Origin of the sequence: Aeromonas jandaei (genome assembly GCF_037890695.1) — a bacterium.
Classification (GTDB): Bacteria; Pseudomonadota; Gammaproteobacteria; order Enterobacterales; family Aeromonadaceae; genus Aeromonas; species Aeromonas jandaei.
On the sequence record NZ_CP149571.1, the window covers coordinates 2,856,481 to 2,872,631 of the forward strand.

The 16,151-nt window shown below is 62.2% G+C and carries 13 protein-coding genes; 5 read left to right on the forward strand and 8 right to left on the reverse strand.

Annotated elements, in window-relative coordinates:
• Positions 1–259: 259 nt before the first annotated feature.
• On the forward strand, positions 260–931 hold the full coding sequence (locus WE862_RS13510; RefSeq protein WP_156128766.1) for a TetR/AcrR family transcriptional regulator: 672 nt from the start codon (positions 260–262) through the stop codon (positions 929–931).
• Positions 932–1,300: 369 nt separating this feature from the next.
• Here WE862_RS13510 and WE862_RS13515 read toward each other — a convergent pair whose 3' ends face one another.
• The 3 genes from WE862_RS13515 to WE862_RS13525 are packed head-to-tail and all read right to left on the reverse strand — an operon-like array spanning position 1,301 to position 5,553.
• A complete protein-coding gene (locus WE862_RS13515) occupies positions 1,301–2,707 on the reverse strand; it encodes an FAD-dependent oxidoreductase (protein ID WP_042032078.1) in 1,407 nt (468 codons plus the stop codon).
• Positions 2,708–2,725: 18 nt separating this feature from the next.
• Positions 2,726–4,462, reverse strand: a complete 1,737-nt coding sequence (locus WE862_RS13520; protein WP_042032079.1) for a putative 2-aminoethylphosphonate ABC transporter permease subunit — start codon at positions 4,460–4,462, stop codon at positions 2,726–2,728.
• Positions 4,459–5,553, reverse strand: a complete 1,095-nt coding sequence (locus tag WE862_RS13525) for a putative 2-aminoethylphosphonate ABC transporter ATP-binding protein (RefSeq protein WP_339058632.1) — start codon at positions 5,551–5,553, stop codon at positions 4,459–4,461. Before WE862_RS13525 ends, WE862_RS13520 begins: the two co-directional genes overlap by 4 nt.
• Positions 5,554–6,035: 482 nt before the next feature.
• Between WE862_RS13525 and WE862_RS13530 the strand changes: the two genes are divergently transcribed.
• The gene (locus WE862_RS13530) at positions 6,036–6,419 is read left to right on the forward strand and encodes a GNAT family N-acetyltransferase (protein ID WP_225628431.1); all 384 of its coding nucleotides are present in this window, start codon (positions 6,036–6,038) and stop codon (positions 6,417–6,419) included.
• 237 nt (positions 6,420–6,656) lie between these two features.
• Here WE862_RS13530 and WE862_RS13535 read toward each other — a convergent pair whose 3' ends face one another.
• Together WE862_RS13535 and phnR are read right to left on the reverse strand one after the other, a co-directional pair.
• A complete protein-coding gene (locus WE862_RS13535) occupies positions 6,657–7,676 on the reverse strand; it encodes a putative 2-aminoethylphosphonate ABC transporter substrate-binding protein (protein ID WP_042032082.1) in 1,020 nt (339 codons plus the stop codon).
• Between the two features lie 134 nt (positions 7,677–7,810).
• A complete protein-coding gene (gene phnR / locus WE862_RS13540; RefSeq protein WP_042032083.1) occupies positions 7,811–8,518 on the reverse strand; it encodes a phosphonate utilization transcriptional regulator PhnR in 708 nt (235 codons plus the stop codon).
• 265 nt (positions 8,519–8,783) lie between these two features.
• On the opposite strand from phnR, the gene phnW reads away from it, so the two are divergent.
• Genes phnW through phnX form a run of 3 tightly spaced genes read left to right on the forward strand, consistent with a single transcriptional unit; the run spans position 8,784 to position 12,194 of the window.
• Positions 8,784–9,926, forward strand: coding sequence for a 2-aminoethylphosphonate--pyruvate transaminase (gene phnW / locus WE862_RS13545; protein ID WP_042032084.1), 1,143 nt, complete (start codon positions 8,784–8,786; stop codon positions 9,924–9,926).
• Positions 9,923–11,362, forward strand: coding sequence for an aspartate aminotransferase family protein (locus tag WE862_RS13550; RefSeq protein ID WP_042032085.1), 1,440 nt, complete (start codon positions 9,923–9,925; stop codon positions 11,360–11,362). Before phnW ends, WE862_RS13550 begins: the two co-directional genes overlap by 4 nt.
• Positions 11,355–12,194, forward strand: a complete 840-nt coding sequence (phnX, locus tag WE862_RS13555) for a phosphonoacetaldehyde hydrolase (protein ID WP_042032086.1) — start codon at positions 11,355–11,357, stop codon at positions 12,192–12,194. Before WE862_RS13550 ends, phnX begins: the two co-directional genes overlap by 8 nt.
• A gap of 138 nt (positions 12,195–12,332) precedes the next feature.
• On the opposite strand, the gene nrfF is transcribed toward phnX, so the two are convergent.
• Genes nrfF through nrfE form a run of 3 tightly spaced genes read right to left on the reverse strand, consistent with a single transcriptional unit; the run spans position 12,333 to position 16,056 of the window.
• Entirely contained in the window at positions 12,333–13,523 is a 1,191-nt protein-coding gene (nrfF, locus tag WE862_RS13560) for a heme lyase NrfEFG subunit NrfF (protein WP_042032087.1), read from the reverse strand.
• Positions 13,520–14,095, reverse strand: coding sequence for a DsbE family thiol:disulfide interchange protein (locus WE862_RS13565; protein WP_042032088.1), 576 nt, complete (start codon positions 14,093–14,095; stop codon positions 13,520–13,522). The genes nrfF and WE862_RS13565 overlap by 4 nt, the downstream gene beginning before the upstream one ends.
• Entirely contained in the window at positions 14,092–16,056 is a 1,965-nt protein-coding gene (gene nrfE / locus WE862_RS13570) for a heme lyase NrfEFG subunit NrfE (RefSeq protein WP_042032089.1), read from the reverse strand. The genes WE862_RS13565 and nrfE overlap by 4 nt, the downstream gene beginning before the upstream one ends.
• Between the last annotated feature and the right edge of the window lie 95 nt (positions 16,057–16,151).

Here is a 16,151-nt window from a genome sequence, read left to right on the forward strand (position 1 = left end):
AGGGTCGGGTTTTGTGCAGTGTTTACTGCACATTGTGCGATCTCTTTATGGCTGCTTGGTCAAAAAATGCCAGCAATTGCTGCAAATATTTAACGTTTTGTTTACCATGTCACATCAATCGGCGGTGAGCGGGGCGCAGTGCCCGCTTTGCTGAGGTAGCAAGATGTACCGCGAGAACGCCTTGCCGATGGGCCAACAACAGGGAGGAGTGATGTCAGAGGAGTCAGTGACCGAGGGGCCGTTACCCCGGGGGGTTGCCATGCGCCGTCAACCCAAACAGCAGCGCAGTCAGGCGGTGGCCAGCCGCATCGAGGAGGCGACCCTGAGCCTGTTGCAGGAGCAGGGTTTTACTGCTCTCAATACCAATGCCATCGCCGATCGGGCGGGGGTGGGGATCAAGTCGCTCTACCACCTCTATCCCAACAAGGAGGCGATCATCGGCCGCCTTGCCATGGGGTGGCTGGCGGCGGTCTGCGAGGCGCAGCAGGCGATCCGCATTCAGGCGACCAGCTGGCCGCAGGCGCTGGTGCTGCTCGACGAGGCACTGGAGGCGCTGGAGCGCCGCTTTGTCGGCTATGGCGCCCTCTGGCATGCGATGGATCTCATCCCCGAGCTGCATGCGCTGGAGCAGCAGCACGAACGGGGTCAGATTGATTTCTGGTCATCCCTGCTGCGTGACTTTGGCTGCCGCTGGCCGGAGCCCGAACTCACGACGCTGGTGCGCTATTTCTATCGCACCGCCGATGTCACCAAGCAGTGCACCCGGGCCGACGGGGATCTCGGCCAGCAGATGTGGCTGCTGCATCGCCACTGGAGCGAGCAGCTGATCGCCGCCGCGATTGCCGAGCCCGACCCCGAGCGGGTGTGGCAGGCAAGGCCGGCGCTGCTGCTGGGTTCGGAAGAACCGGCGGCCGACAAGTGGCGGCGATAAACCGCGTGCAAGCATCGTGGGCTGGCTCTCTTTGCCCTGATCGGCGGGACTCTTCGGCGTGGCTCTCTCTGGCGCGATATCCCAGCAAGGCGGCGCCGTGTCAGGCTGATTGTTGCGCAAGTGAAATGATGTTTATTGATGATGTTTCGCTGGTGAAACAGTGCTATTGGTGGCAAGTCGAGCACAGTATGTGCCGCGCCTTGTCCATGCCCTCCGAGCCGGGCAATGCAGCGCGGAGCTGATCGCAGGTTTTCGCCGCGCGGGATCTGATGGCCTATGGCGCCAATAGCAAAGCGCCGACTCTCGGGGCGGCGCTTTGCTCGTTGTAGTCAGATGGGGCAGAAGCGTGCGGAATTGGTATTACCGCGCTTACTTGTCTGCCTTGCCAGCGGCATCGGCAAGTTTGGCCAGCTGTTTGTCATACCAGGGCACCGGGCGGTTCTCATCTTCCGCCCGCTCCTTGCGCCGGATGGCGTTGCGCACCGCCATGGCGCCCAGCCAGCGAAACGGCTCGGGCGGAAAGTAGCCGCGCGGGCCGCTGACCAGCGCGCAGTCGCGCCAGGGCTTGTCCTCCTCCCGCACTTCATCGCGCACCAAGGCCGCCAGTACTTGACCGCCCATCCAGCTCTGCGCCACCCCGTTGCCGGAATAGCCGAGGCCATAGACGATATTGGGCTGCCCTCGCCAATGGCCGAAGAAGGGGAGGCCATCCACTGAGCGGTCGGAGGCGCCGCACCAGCTGGCGGCGATGGGCACCTCTTTGAGCGCCGGAAAGAAGCGGCGCAGGGTGCGGGTGAGGGGGGCAAGATAACGGCTCGGCGCATCGAACTCGGCCAGATGGCGGTTGGCAAAGGCGAAGGTGTTGCCCCCCTTGCCCAGCATCAGCCGCCCTTGCGGGGTGGAGCGGTAGTAATGGACAAAGGTGCGGCCATCCACCACAGAGCGGCCGTGCGCAAGCTGCTGGGCGGCCAGTGCATCCGGCGCGGGGTCGGTTATCACCATATCGGAGGAGACCAGCACGATACTGCGGCGAAACTCGCGAAAGTGCTGCACCATGGCGCTGTTGAGGGCCAGCACCACCTTGCGGGCACGCACCTCACCTTGCGGCGTTTGCACCCGCGCAGGCTGGCCCGCCTCAAGGCGCTGCATGGGAGAGTGCTCATAGACCTCGACCCCCAGCTCCCGCGCCACCCGCAGCAGGCCACGCACCAACAGTGCCGGTTGTACCGAACCGGCGTGGGGGCTGTAGAGCCCCTCCAGATGGACGTGGGAGCCGCTCTGGCTCGCCAGTTCACCCTCTTCAATTGCCTGCCACTGGTTAAGGTCGGCTTGCTTGAGTTCCCGCAATACCGGCTCCATCAGGCCGCGCTGCGCCTCGCTGGTGGCGGTGTAGCAGGTGCCCTCGACCCTCAGCTCAGCCTCTATGTTGTGCGTTTCGCAGAAGCGGGCGATCTCGTGCACCGCCTGCTCGGATCTTTGCACCAGCCAGGCAGCCTGCTCTTCGCCAAAGAGGCGCTTTAACGTCAGGTATTTGGCCGACCAGGTGAGCAAACAGCCGCCGTTGCGCCCGGAGGCGCCGCTGCCGCAGCGATCTTTCTCCAGCACCATGATACGTAAGGCAGGTTCGGCCTGTTTAAGGGCAATGGCGCTCCACAGCCCGGTAAAGCCGCCACCGACGATGCAGACATCGACCTCGTGGTGGCCGACCAGGGGGATGGGGGGCGCGGGCTGTTCGGCGGCGAGCGCCTCGGCCAGCCAGAAGGGGAGAGTGGACATGATGACTCCTCGATAAGGTTATTGGCGGCGCCAGCGCTGGGTGCGATCCAGCAGGGCGCGACTTAAAAAGAGCTGGAGCAGCTTGACGGTGGTGGCGGCCAGCAGGATCAGGGTGGCCATGGCGGCGGCCGCGGCGGTATCGCCGGAATCCTCCATATTGAGCACGGCGATGGAGGCGAGCACGCTGTCGCTCGAATAGAGGAAGATCACCGCCGAGGTGGTGGTCATGGCGTTGACGAACAGATAGATAAAGATCTCCAAGAGCGCGGGCAGGGAGGCGGGCAGGGTGACCCGCCAGAACGCCTTCCAGAGCGGAATGCGCAATGAGATGGCTACCAGCTCCAGCTCCTTGGGCAGTTGCTTGAGGCTGGTGAGCGCCGTCATATGGCCCACCGTGTAGTAGTGGATGACGCAGGAGAGCACCATCAGCGGTAGAGTGCCGTAGAGGCTGCCAAAGAGCGGATTGCCGTTGAAAAAGAAGATGTAACCGAGCCCCAGCACCATGCCGGGTACTGCCAGCGACAGCATGGCGAGCAGATGCAGCAGCTTGCGCAGCGGCGCGAAGTGGCGCCCCTTCTCCTGTGCCCAGGCCAGTACCATCACCAGCACGGTGCCGATCAGCGCGGTATAGAGGCCCAGCTGCAAGGTGTTGGTAAAGGGCTGCCAGCCATAGACGCTGTTGCTGTCAAAGGCGTAGTGATCCAGCGTCAGCCCGAGGTTGTAAGGCCAGAACTGTACCAGCGAGCCGTAAACCGCCATCCCCACCAGAGCCAGAAACAGCAGGGCCCAGAGCGTGCACCAGCCGAGCGCCAGCAGATCCCGCAGCCGATGGGGCTTGGGGCTATAGGGCACCGCCTTGGTGCTGCTCTGCTCCTGCATCTTGCTGCGCACCCTGTGCTCCAGGGCAAAGCTCAAGAGCGCCGGCAGCAGCAGGGTGACGCTGGCAACGGCGCCGAGGGAGAAGTTCTGCATCCCGATCACCTGCCGGTAGATATCAGTGGCCAGCACGCTGTACTGGCCGCCAATCACCTTGGCCACCCCGAAGTCGCAGATGGTGAGGGTGAAGACGGCGATGGCGGCGCTGAGCAGGCCATAACGGGCGGTAGGCAGGGTGACGGTGACAAAGGTGCGCCAGCCGCTGCTGCCGAGCACCCGGGAGGCTTCATAGAGGCGGGCATCGCTCTGACCGAGCGCCGTGATAAGGATCATCAGGGCGTGGGGGAAGCACCAGAAGCCCAGACCAATGACGATGCCGATGGGGCCGTAGATGCTCTCGCCGCCGAGCAGCCCCTTGGCGATCCCCTGATTGCCAAACCAGTAGACCAGACTGATGGCGGGCAACAGGGAGGGCATCAATAGCGGGATAAGGCCGATGAGGCGAAACAGGGGCTTGCCCGGCATGCAGGTGCGGGTGAGGGCATAGGCGTAGCCAAAGGCGATGGTTACCACGAGCGCGGTGATCAGCACCCCGAGCCAGAGGGTATTGCCGATGGTGCGCCCCAGATGAGGGGAGTCGAAGTAGGCGCTGAAGTTGGCAAGGCCCACCCAGAGGCCGTTCTCATCCTGCAGGCTCTTTTGCAGCATGGTGAGCAGCGGCAGCAGCAGACCGCCGGTGAGCAGGGAGATTCCGAGCGCAAGCAGGAGCAGTTGCAGCAACTGATCCCGGCTCCAGCCGCGACAAAGTCGCTGCCAGCGGCCGTCTTGCCGGGTTGTCGCTGGCGGCAACAGGGAGGAGGTCGCAAAGGGGGCTGTCATGGGCGATCTCCTTCAAACAGTTGCATCGCCGCGGCGGGCCAGTGCAGCGAGCAGCGCATGCCGCTGCGCCAGCCACCCTGTTCATGGCGGGGCAGCTCGTGGGTCGAGCGCTCCACCAGAATTTGCTGCGGGCCCAGATAGGTGTCGGCGGTGCAGATCAGGCGCTGAGCGGCGCCGAGAAACTCCACCTGATCAATCTGAGCGTCGATGCCGTGTTGGCCAAGATACGGTTCGTTCGGCGCACTCAGGGTGATCGCCTCGGGGCGGATCGCCACCTGCAATTTACTGCCGGCAACGGCCCGGTTGGCGAGTTGCAGCGGTTGTTCGTTAAGGCGCACTTGAGTGGGGCTCAGCACCAGGGTGTCGAGGAAGTTCATGGTGCCGACAAAGCTTGCCACAAAGCGGCTGGCAGGCTGGTGGTAGATCTCCTGCGGGGTGCCCACCTGCACGATGCGGCCGCCTTCCATCACCACGATGCGGTCGGCCATGGTCAGCGCCTCTTCCTGATCGTGGGTCACCATGATGGTGGTGATGCCAAGGCGCTGCTGCAGGGCGCGGATCTCGCTGCGCAGATGGGTGCGTACCAGTGCATCCAGCGCGCTGAGCGGTTCGTCCAGCAGCAGCAGGCCGGGGGAGAGGGCCAAGGCCCGGGCCAGCGCCACCCGCTGCTGCTGGCCGCCGGAGATCTGGCTCGGGTATTTGTGGGACTGGGCAGTGAGATCCACCAGCCCCAGCCAGTGGTTCACCCGCTCCTTGATGAGATCCCGTGCCAGCCCCTGATTCTCAAGGCCGAAGGCGATATTCTGGGCCACCGTCAGGTTGGGGAAGAGGGCATAGGACTGAAACACGATGCCAAAATCGCGCTGCTGGGGCGGCAGGCGGGAGATGTTACGCCCCCCTTGCCAGATCTCGCCGCTGTCCGGCAGATCCAGCCCGGCGATGGCTCTGAGCAGGGTGGTCTTGCCGCAGCCGGAGGGGCCGAGAAAGCAGATAAACTCCCCCGGCTCAATGGTCAGAGAGATCCCCTTGAGGGCCTGAAAAGCACCGAACTGCTTGTTGAGATGTTGAATGTCCAGATAGGGCTGGGTCATGGTTCGACTCGCTACTGATTTGGTATATACCAGTTTGCGGGTGAAGTGTGACAGTCAGGTGATCGGGGGATGACAGCTTGATGACAGTCAGATGACGACGGGATGGAATTCAGGGGGGATATTATTGTCCGGATTTTCCTTGAATCATTCAGGAAATTAAATTTTTTCATTTATTTGAGACGAGAGCAAGCCTTTCCGTTTTTATAGCTTTCTGATGAACTTGATAGATAGCGATGATGTTCAACTAGCGCAGATAAATAAGACCATGCTTTTCAGGTAATTATAACTTTAGGCTCATAACCAGAATGAATGCCAGCTATGCATTTTTCCTCATTGACATACTCATACAACCATGGAAAAATTCTTGGTTGCGGCTGAATTATTTAATCTCCTCATGGCTTGCTTTATAATATTAAAATTTGATAGGTAATAAAATGCATTTACGTCCTTCATTGATATCTGAACTTGTCTCTTTTCACAACATGGAGGTTTCGTCAGAGAATAATAAATATATTCAAGCGTATACACATGAAGAGCATATGCTTGCCTATCATCAGGACAATACGCACTATCTCACTGTTATCGAGGCGGGCGAGTGTATCGGGTTTATTATTTTGGTGTGTGATGAACAAGGCATTGAGTTCCGCAGGATTGTGATCACCAAAAAAGGTAGCGGATTAGGTCAGTCAGCCTTGCTGGAAATGGAAAAGTACTGCTTGGCTCATTTCAATAAGAAAAGAATATGGCTGGACGTGTTTGATTACAATCTGAGAGGGATTCATATTTATGAAAAATCTGGATATAAAAGAGTCAACTCAGTCGCTCATCCCAAAGGGAATTTATTCATTTATGAGAAAAACATTTAATCCTGTTGTGCTATAAATGAAATGTTATCATCTGCGTAACTCAACAAATGAGATGTATCTAAAATTAACGGTGACATAAATATCTCGTTTCGTTAGATCGCTTCACATAAAAAGCCCACTCAAAATCTGAATGGGCTTTAATAAGTGTTAAGTCGTAATTGTTAACTCACCATTTAATCTGAGCCGAGTGTCGGCAATAGATTGTGCTTGGTGTGTGCAAGCGACTTCAGTTCACGCTTACTGCTTGGCTTCGGTTTTGCCGTCGAAGCTAGCGCTCCACTGGGCCAGGATAGTGTTGCGCTCGCGGGCAGCCCAGCCAAAGTCGTTGTCGATCATCTGGCCCTTGATGTTGGCGGGATAGCCGGCTCTGGGCTGTGCCACATCCGGGATGGCGACCACTGCGAACGACTTGTTGTAGAGGGCATTGGCCTGTTCGGTGGCGGCAAAGTCGAGCAGCTGTTTGGCGGCCTCCAGCTTGGGGGTGCCCTTGATGATGGCGGCGGCTTCCATATCCCAGCCCGACCCCTCTTTCGGGAACACCACCTCGATGGGGGCACCCTTGGCCTTGAGGCTGGTAGCCGGGAAGTCGAAGGAGATACCGATCACCGTCTCGCCGCTGGCGGCCAGCTTGCAGGGGGCTGAGCCCGAGTGGGTGTAACGGTCGATGTTCTGGTGCAGGCCGTTCATAAATTGCCAGCCCTGCTTCTCGCCCATAGTCTGCAGCCAGCCAGCGACGCTCAGGTAACCGGTGCCGGAGGAGCTGGGGTTGGGCATGATCACCTTGCCCTTGTAGATCGGCTTGGTGAGGTCGGCCCAGCTGGTGGGCGCCGGGATCCCCTGTTTTTCTGCCTCTACCTTGTTGAAGCAGATGGCACTGAAGAAGGCGTCCAGACCGATCCAGTGCGGCTCGGCCTTGCTGTCGCGAAAGCGGCTGTCGAGCTTATCCAGCCCTTTCGGTGCATAGGCATTGAGCATCTGCTGCTGATCGAGCTGCATCAGGCTGGTGGCGGCCAGTCCCCATACCACATCCGCTTTGGGCTGGGCTTTTTCTGCCAGCAAGCGGGCGGTGACCACGCCGGTGGAGTCACGCACCCACTTGATGTTGATATCCGGATGCTGGCGCTCGAACGCGGTTTTCAGCTCGCTGAGCTGCTCCGGTTCGAAGGCGGTATAGACGGTGAGGTCGGTTGCGGCCAGTGCCGGGGCTGTCGTGGCAGCCAGCACGGTGGCGGCCAGCAGATGGGTTCCCTGTTTCATCCTCTTCTCCAGTTAAATTGGCTTGGTGTAGACCAGATTGGTCGAGAGAGAGGCTAGGGGATCTTTATGACGTGACCGTGACAGCCCCGTGACGTTTTGCCGTGTGCGATTTGCCGTTCCTGATCTGCCCGTGACTAATCCTGGGTATCCACCTCGATCTCCAGACTGTCGTGGCGCCAGTACTCCAGATCGAAGTCGAGCACCCGGCCATGCTGATCGAAGTTGAGTCGCTCGAGGCGCAGGGCGGGCAGACCGGCGGTGGCCCCCAGCGCCTTGGCTACCTCGTCCGGCAGGGCGGTGGGGAAGAAGCGAACCTGCATGCGGGCGTAGTGGAGATCATAATGGGCCTGGTAGATCTCGGTCAGACTGCCGTTGAGATCCAGCTCCAGCAGGCCCGGTACTCGCTCTGGCAGGCAGTGGTTCTCGCAGTAGCAGATGGCACGCCCGTTGGCATAGCGCAGCCGTTTTAGCAAAAACAGGCTGTCGAACGGCTTGAGCTGCAGTTGCGCCATCAACGCGGGTGGCACCGCCTGGCGGCTTTTCTCCAGCAGCTCGGTGCGTGGTTCACCCCCTTGCTCCCGCACAATCTGGTGAAAGTTGGAGGTGTGTCTGGGGTTCAAGCGAAAGCGCGGCGGGGTGACGAACCAGCCGCGGCGATCCTCCCGATAGATAAGGCCGTTTGCCTCCAGCTGCACCAGTGCCTCGCGAATGGTGACCCTTGTGGTGCCATAGAGTTCCCCCAGCAGCCGCTCGGAGGGGAGCTTGTCGTTGGGGGCCAGACCCCCCGCCAGGATCTGGTTGGCGAGGGCATCCTTGATCTGAAGATATTGCGGTTTGCTCATGAAAATCCCTGGTTTTGCAATAAGTTGTGCAATGAGTTGGGCACCGGGCTGGGCACAGGGCAGGTCATCTGCCCAGTCCTTACACGGCAACATCAACATGTGTTGGTAGATACCAGAATCGCCCCTGTTGTTCAGGCCTCCTAGATTATCGCGATCCCTGCGCTGAAAATGAATTTTTTGTTGCACGTAGCGCCACCCCTTTGACCTTGGCGGGGCAGTTACCCACAATGTGCTCATTCTGGTATATACCAAAAGGAGCGAAGTCATGACCCATATTCCTGCGGCCCCTGCCGCCGTCGATTACCTGCTGCTGACCCCGGGCCCCCTCTCGACCACCGCGACGGTGCGCGCCGCCATGCTGCAAGACAGCTGTACCTGGGATGCGGACTACAACCAGGGTGTGGTGGAGCCCATCCGCCGCGAGCTGGTGCGGCTTGCAACTGGCCCTGAATATGAAAGTGACTACAGCGCCGTGCTGCTGCAAGGGAGCGGCAGCTATGTGGTGGAGAGCGTACTGGGCTCGGTGATCGGTAGCGATGAGTGCCTGCTGATCATCAACAACGGTGCCTATGGTGCCCGCATGGGGGAGATGGCCCGCTGTCTTGGCCTGCGCCACCATGAGCTCGACTGCGGTGAGACCACCCGCCCCGAACCCGCCGCCATCGAGGCGATGCTGGTGCGCCACCCCGAGATCACCCACTTGGCCATGGTGCACTGCGAGACCACCACCGGAATGCTCAACCCGCTCGACGAGGTGGCTGCGCTCTGCCAGCTCCACGGTATTCGTCTTATCATCGATGCCATGAGCAGCTTTGGTGGCATCCCCATCGATATGGGGCGCCTTGGCATCGAGTTTCTCATCAGCTCTGCCAACAAGTGCATTCAGGGAGTGCCGGGCTTTGGCTTCGTCATCGCTCGCCGCGCCGCGCTGGCGGCCTGCGCCGGACGCGCCCGCTCTGTCTCCCTCGACCTGCACGCCCAGTGGCAGACCATGGAGCAGCAGGGGGGCAAGTGGCGCTTTACCTCGCCCACCCATACCGTGCTCGCCTTCGCCCAAGCCCTGCGCGAGCTGGACGAAGAGGGGGGCATTGCTGCCCGCCATAAGCGTTACAGCGAGAATCAGCGCACCTTGGTGACAGGGATGGCGGCCCTCGGCTTTGCGCCGTTGCTGCCAGAACAGTGGCAATCTCCCATCATCACCGCCTTCTACTCTCCGGCCCACCCTGACTACCGCTTCGCCGACTTTTACCAGCGGCTCAAGGCGCAGGGCTTTGTCATCTATCCGGGCAAGGTCTCCCAGGCCGACTGCTTCCGTATCGGCAATATCGGCGATGTGACCCCGGAGCGGGTGCGCTGCCTGCTCGCCGCCATGGCCAGCGCCTGCTACTGGCAAGGGGACGCACGATGACCAGCATGGCGCCTCAGGGTTGCGATCTGCGTGGCCGCGATTTGCATGACCATAAGCTGCACGGCAGCGGCCGCGCCGACAGCGAAGGGGATATCAACCTTGGTGAGGGGCGGGCGCGCTGGTTGGCAGGTCAGAGCGAGGCGGTGCAGGCGGGTTTGGCGGAGGATAGCCGCTACTTTCTCCATCAGGCGCTCTCCACCCCCTGTCTCGATCTGATTGAGCGCGCGCAGGGGAGCTGGCTGACCAGTGTATCGGGCGCGCGTTACCTCGATTTCCACGGCAACAGCGTCCATCAGCTGGGCCACGGCTACCCCAGAGTGGTGGCCGCGGTGCAGCAGCAACTCGCCGATCTGCCGTTCGCACCCCGCCGCTACACCCATCAGGTTGCTATCGACTGTGCCCGCACCCTGGCCGAACTGGCCCCCGGCGATCTCAACAGGGTGCTGTTCGCCCCCGGCGGCAGCGAGGTAGTGGGGATTGCCCTGAAGCTCGCCCGTTTCATCACTGGCAACAGCAAGGTGGTATCCCTGTGGGATGCCTTTCACGGCGCCTCCCTCGATGCCATCTCGGTCGGCGGCGAGGCCTGTTTTCGCGCTGGCATGGGCCCGCTGATGGCCGGCGTGGAGCGCATCCCGCCGCCCACCCGCTATCGCGGTGTCTGGTATCGCGGGGAGGGGGATGACCTGCACTACGCCGATTATCTGGAGTACGTCATCGAGAAGGAGGGGGGGATCGGCGCCTTTATCGCCGAACCCATCCGCAACACCGATGTGCAGGTGCCCTCGAAGGCCTACTGGCAGCGGGTGCGGGAGATCTGTGATCGCCACAAGGTGCTGCTGATCGTCGACGAGATCCCCAATGCCCTGGGTCGCACCGGCCATTGGTTCAGTTTCGAGGAATTCGGCATCGAGCCCGACATCATCTGTCTGGGCAAGGGATTGGGGGGCGGGGTGGTGCCGTTTGCAGCTCTCATCACCCGCGACCGTTTCAATCAGGCTGCAGCTATTTCGCTCGGTCACTACACCCACGAGAAGAGCCCTATCGGCGGCGCGGCGGCGCTCGCCACCATCACTACCATCCGTGAAGAGGGGTTGCTGGCAAAAGCGCAGGAGGATGGCCGCTTTATGGCGGCAGAGCTAGCGGCGCTTGCCGAGCGTCACCCGTTGATCGGGCAGGTGCGCGGTATCGGTTTGCTCTGGGCGCTCGATCTGGTGGTCGATCATCAGAGTCGCACCCGCAACAGCCAGGCCGCCGAGCGCCTGCTCTACCGCTGTCTGGAGCTGGGGCTCAGCTTCAAGGTCTCCCAGGGCAATGTTATCCAGCTATCGCCCCCACTCAATATCGCTCGCGCCGATCTGGTGCGCGCCATCACCATTCTCGATCGCGCCCTTGGCGAGATCGCACTTTCACCGAAACAGGAACACCACCATGACTGACTTGCAGATTGCTGTAGACCCTACAACCGACGTGGAGGCGCTGATCCTCGACTGGGCCGGCACCGTCGTCGATTTCGGCTCCTTCGCCCCCACCTCCATCTTCGTCGAGGCCTTCGCCCGCGCCTATGACTTCCCCGTGACCCTGGATGAGGCGCGCCAGCCCATGGGCCTTGGCAAGTGGGATCATATCGCCGCGCTGGGCCGTCTGCCCTCGGTGGATGCGCGCTGGCAGGCCCGCTTTGGCCACCCTATGAGCCATGCCGAGGTGGACCACCTCTATCACACCTTTATGCCGCTGCAGATTGCTGCCGTGACCCGCTTCGCCGACCCCATCCCTGGCGTGTTGCCGGTGCTGGATGCACTGCGGGGGCAGGGGCTGCGCATCGGCTCCTGCTCCGGTTATCCCCGTCCGGTGATGGAGGCGTTGGTACCTGCTGCGGCCGATCACGGCTACCGGCCGGATCACTGGGTTGCTACCGATGACCTCAAAGCCGGTGGTCGCCCCGGCCCCTGGATGGCGCTGGCCAACGTGATTGAGCTGGGATTGAGCGCGGTGCATCGTTGCATCAAGGTGGATGACGCCGTGCCGGGTATCAGCGAAGGGTTGAATGCTGGCATGTGGACGGTGGGATTGTCGGTTTCCGGCAACGAGTTTGGCGCCACCTGGGACGAGTTTGCCGCCATGAGCGAGGCGGAGATCGCCGCCCGGCGCGCACCGGCCGAGGCCAAACTGCGGGCGGCGGGGGCACACTATGTGATTGATACCCTTGCCGACATCGCCCCGGTTATCGCCGATATCAACCGCCGTCTGGCCGCTGGCGAGAGACCTTAAGCGGGTGTCGAGATAAACCTGCCAAGGTGAGCCAATAACAAAACACCCCCGCATGGGGGTGTTTTGCATTGATTGGTATTGCGCAGGGCTTGGCAGGAAGAAGGCCACGTCTTGAAAAGAAGCAATGGATCTGTCGGGCTAGCCACCCATCATCCGCGCGGTCTGAATTGCCTCGATCAGCGCGGCCCGGTTGATGCGGGGTCGCTCCTCATCGAGCAGTTGCTGCCACAACGCAATGGCCTGGCTGTAGCGACCATGCAGGAAGTGATCGGAGGCAAGCAGCATCAGGGCGCTCACTTCGCCCTTGTCCTGCTTGAGGGCGCTCTCCAGCAGGCGGGTTGCCTCGGGAGTCAGCTGCTGGCCCGCCCGGTAGTAGAGCACGGTCGCCTGAGCGGCTTGAGTCGCAGCGCTGGCGCCCCCTTCCAGCAGAGCGAGACGCTGGTAGGAGAGCAGGGCGTTGTCGTACTCGTTCCGATAGAGATAGAGCTGGCCGAGCGCCGCCCAGCCGTCGAGATCGGCAGGGTTGGCTTGCAGGCGCTGGTGCAGGGCGCCCAGCTCCTTGTCCTGCAGATCCCGCGGGCTCAATCCCGCCAGCGGATCGGGGCGCGACTGATAAGCCTGCCACGCCTGATAGCGGCCGTTGCCGGCATAAATACCGGCCACCAGCGCCAGCAGCAGGGCACCAATGAGTATCCATAACAGCAGCCAGCTCCGCGGGCGGACAGAGGGCTCCCTTGCCAGCCGCTCGCGCAGGGCCTGTTCGGCAGGTGGGGTGGTGTTGGCGAGGCGGGCCAGCTCCAGCTCCCGATAGAGGCGGCTAGTGGAGGCAAATCCTACCTGCTGCTCGGCCATGATCAGCCGGTTCAGCTCGGCCCGCGGATCGTGGGCAGGCGCACCTTCAGCCCGTTTGCCAACGAGCGGAATACGGGCCCGCAGCCTGCGATGCAGGCTCCTGCGCAGGCGATGGATCGCCAGCAACAGCAAGAGGACGGGGCCGCACCACAGCAGTGCCGTGCTGCTCTTGAAGGGGGGATCGTAGCGGACGAAATCACCGAAGCGTTCCGTCATGCGTGCGATCACCTGTTCATCAGACTGCCCCTCGTCTACCCAGCGGTAGACCTCGAGTCGCAGATCCCGGGCGATGGGGGAGTTGGATTCCACCAGATTCTGGTTCTGGCACTGGGGGCAGCGCAGGGCGCGGGCCAGCTCTTGCGCCCGATTTTGCAGCTCGGGGTGGCGAAACTGATAGGTATCGACCCCGCTGGCAAGGGCCCCGAGGCTCAAGGCCAGCAAGAGTGGCGCGATCAGGGCGTGGCCGAGACGGCTCATGGCTTGCTCTCCTGCACTTGTCTCTCCACGTCGGGCTGGCTGGCGCTGTTGCTGCGGGCCTTTGCAAGCAGGGGGGCAAACTGGCGTTGCCAGATCTCCCGGGTGAGCAGGCCGGTATGACGGGTCAGCAGGGTGCTGTCGCCGGCAAAGAGATAGGTCTCCGGTGTGCCATAGACGCCAAGCTCCAGCGCGAGTCGGCCGTCGGGGTCGGCCAACACCGCGCGATAGGGGTTGCCCGCCTCGGTGAGCCAGGCGCGGGCGGTGTCCCCCTTGTCCCGGTAGTTGAGGCCATAGAGGGGCACGGCGCTGGCCAGCTCCTTGAGCAGCGGATGTTCGGCGCGGCAGTTGGGGCACCAGCTTGCCCAGATGTTGAGCACAAAGGGCTCCCCCTTGAGCGCCGCGGTGTGGATGGGAGCACCGCCAAATAGATTGTCACTCTGCCACGCGGGCAGGGTACGCCCTGCGACGGCCTCATCCTGGCTGTAGGGGTTGTTGCCAAGGCCGAGCCAGAGCAGGGCGCCGAGCCCCAAGGTGAGCACCAGCGGCACGAACAGGCGCAGACGGGCGTTCATAAGGACTCCTGATTGAGCAGAGGGCGAGGTGAAGATCGCACCGGACTGCGACTAGGGGCCAGCAGCGGCCGGCGGGCGAGCAGGCGCAGGGCGCCGCCTGCCATCATTAACAGGCCGCCGAGCCAGATCCAGCGCACCAGCGGCTTGTAGTGCAGCCGCATGGCATAGGCGCCGGGTCCCATCTTCTCGCCAAGCACCACGTAGAGATCGCCAAATAGCCCCCACGCGATGCCGGGCTCGTTCATGTTCATGGTGCGCACGCTGTAGTGGCGCCGCTCCGGCGTCAGCCGTGCCACCTCTTTACCGCTCTTATGCACGCTGAGAGTGATGCGCTCGGCGGTATAGTTGGGGCCGATGATCGGCTCGCTCCCCTCATAGCGAAACTCGAAGGCGCCGAGCCGATAGGGCTGTCCTGTGGCGAGTACCGCGCCCCCCTCCTGACTGTGGTGACTCACCTGCGCGATGCCTAGGGCACACACCGCTACCCCGAGGTGGGCCAGCAGGCTACCGAACCGATTGAGGGTGAGCTCGCGCAGCGACGTCGGTTGCAAGAGTGGGAGCAGCAGGCTGGTCATCAGCCAGAGGCTCAGCACGTTGGCCGCGAGCCCCAGCCAGCCGCCCCGCAGCGGCTCGGGATAGGCGAGGCTCAGCAAGGTGCCCCCCAGCAGGCCGAACAGGCATGGGAGCAGCACCTTGATGCGGCGCTGGGCTGCCAGATGCTGCCAGCGCAGGCGTGGCAGTTGGGTCATCAGCCCCATCAGGCAGAGGGCCAGCGGCACGAAGATGGTATTGAAATAGGGGGCGCCCACCGAGAGCGAGCCCAGATGAAGTGACTGGAACACCATGGGGTAGAAGGTGCCGAGCAGCACGCTGGCGCAGGCCACGCAGAGCAGCAGGATGGCGGCGCCGAGCAGTCCCTCCTTTGACCAGAAGCCAAAGCGGGCATAGGGTGCGCGAATGTCTGCCCGCAGGGCAAACAGGGTGAGGGCGCAGGTCAATAGCAAGCCGAGCAGCAACAAGAGGGTGAGGCCGCGGCTGGGGTCCACCGCAAAGGCGTGCACCGAGGTGAGTATCCCGGAGCGCACCACGAAGGTGCCGAGCAGGCTCAAGGTGAAGGTGAAGATGGAGAGCAACAGCACGGCGTGGCCGTAGGCGCCGCGCTTCTCGCAGACAATCAGGGCGTGCAGCAGGGCGGTGCCGAGCAGCCAGGGCAAGAGGGAGGCATTTTCCACCGGATCCCAGAACCACCAGCCACCCCAGCCGAGCTCGTAGTAGGCCCACCAGGAGCCCAGCACGATGCCGGCGGTGAGAAACACCCAGGAGCCGAGCGCCCAAGGGCGGCTCCAGTGGGCCACGGCGCCATCGAGCCTGCCCGAGTGCAGCGCCGCCATGGCGAAGGCGAAGTTGACCGCAAAGCCGACATAACCGAGATAGAGCAGGGGCGGGTGGATGATGAGGCCGATGTCCTGCAGCATGGGGTTGAGATCGCGCCCCTCCAGCGGCCCCGGGAACTGGCGGTCAAACGGGCTGGAGAAGATCAGGGTATAGAGGCCGAACAGCCCGACGATCAGCCCCATGATGGCCAGTGCCCGGGCTGTGATCAGCGGATCGACCCGCCTGGAGCAAAGGGCCACCAGGGCGCCCCACAGCCCCAGCGCAAAGACGAAGAACAGCATGGAGCCCTCGTGACCGCCCCACACAGCCGCCAGCTTGAAGCCAAGGGGCAGGGCGCTGTTGGCGTGCTGGGCCACATAGACCAGGGTGAAGTCATCGAGGCCAAAACAGCTGGCGAGCAGCAGCAGGGCGGCCAACAACAGGAGCGCAACCAGGAGAGCCAGCGGTGTTGCGCAGCCGAGCAGCGGGCGTGAGGCGAGCCGCAGCCCCAGCCAGGGCAAGGTGCCTTGCAGCAGGGCGAGCCCGGTCGCCAGCAACAGTGAGAGATAGCCGAGCTCCGCCAGCACACAACCTCCAGTCAATCATTCGTCTATGTTATGCCGCAGCGTCTGCACCGTACCGGCGCTGGGGGATAACATCCACATTCTTGGCAACAACTCAT

Bases quoted from the DNA above. Each gene is read 5' to 3' on its own strand.
- WE862_RS13510 (WP_156128766.1), top strand. From the start codon at position 260: ATGCGCCGTCAACCCAAACAGCAGCGCAGTCAGGCGGTGGCCAGCCGC.
- WE862_RS13515 (WP_042032078.1), bottom strand. From the start codon at position 2,707: ATGTCCACTCTCCCCTTCTGGCTGGCCGAGGCGCTCGCCGCCGAACAG.
- WE862_RS13520 (WP_042032079.1), bottom strand. From the start codon at position 4,462: ATGACAGCCCCCTTTGCGACCTCCTCCCTGTTGCCGCCAGCGACAACC.
- WE862_RS13525 (WP_339058632.1), bottom strand. From the start codon at position 5,553: ATGACCCAGCCCTATCTGGACATTCAACATCTCAACAAGCAGTTCGGT.
- WE862_RS13530 (WP_225628431.1), top strand. From the start codon at position 6,036: ATGGAGGTTTCGTCAGAGAATAATAAATATATTCAAGCGTATACACAT.
- WE862_RS13535 (WP_042032082.1), bottom strand. From the start codon at position 7,676: ATGAAACAGGGAACCCATCTGCTGGCCGCCACCGTGCTGGCTGCCACG.
- phnR (WP_042032083.1), bottom strand. From the start codon at position 8,518: ATGAGCAAACCGCAATATCTTCAGATCAAGGATGCCCTCGCCAACCAG.
- phnW (WP_042032084.1), top strand. From the start codon at position 8,784: ATGACCCATATTCCTGCGGCCCCTGCCGCCGTCGATTACCTGCTGCTG.
- WE862_RS13550 (WP_042032085.1), top strand. From the start codon at position 9,923: ATGACCAGCATGGCGCCTCAGGGTTGCGATCTGCGTGGCCGCGATTTG.
- phnX (WP_042032086.1), top strand. From the start codon at position 11,355: ATGACTGACTTGCAGATTGCTGTAGACCCTACAACCGACGTGGAGGCG.
- nrfF (WP_042032087.1), bottom strand. From the start codon at position 13,523: ATGAGCCGTCTCGGCCACGCCCTGATCGCGCCACTCTTGCTGGCCTTG.
- WE862_RS13565 (WP_042032088.1), bottom strand. From the start codon at position 14,095: ATGAACGCCCGTCTGCGCCTGTTCGTGCCGCTGGTGCTCACCTTGGGG.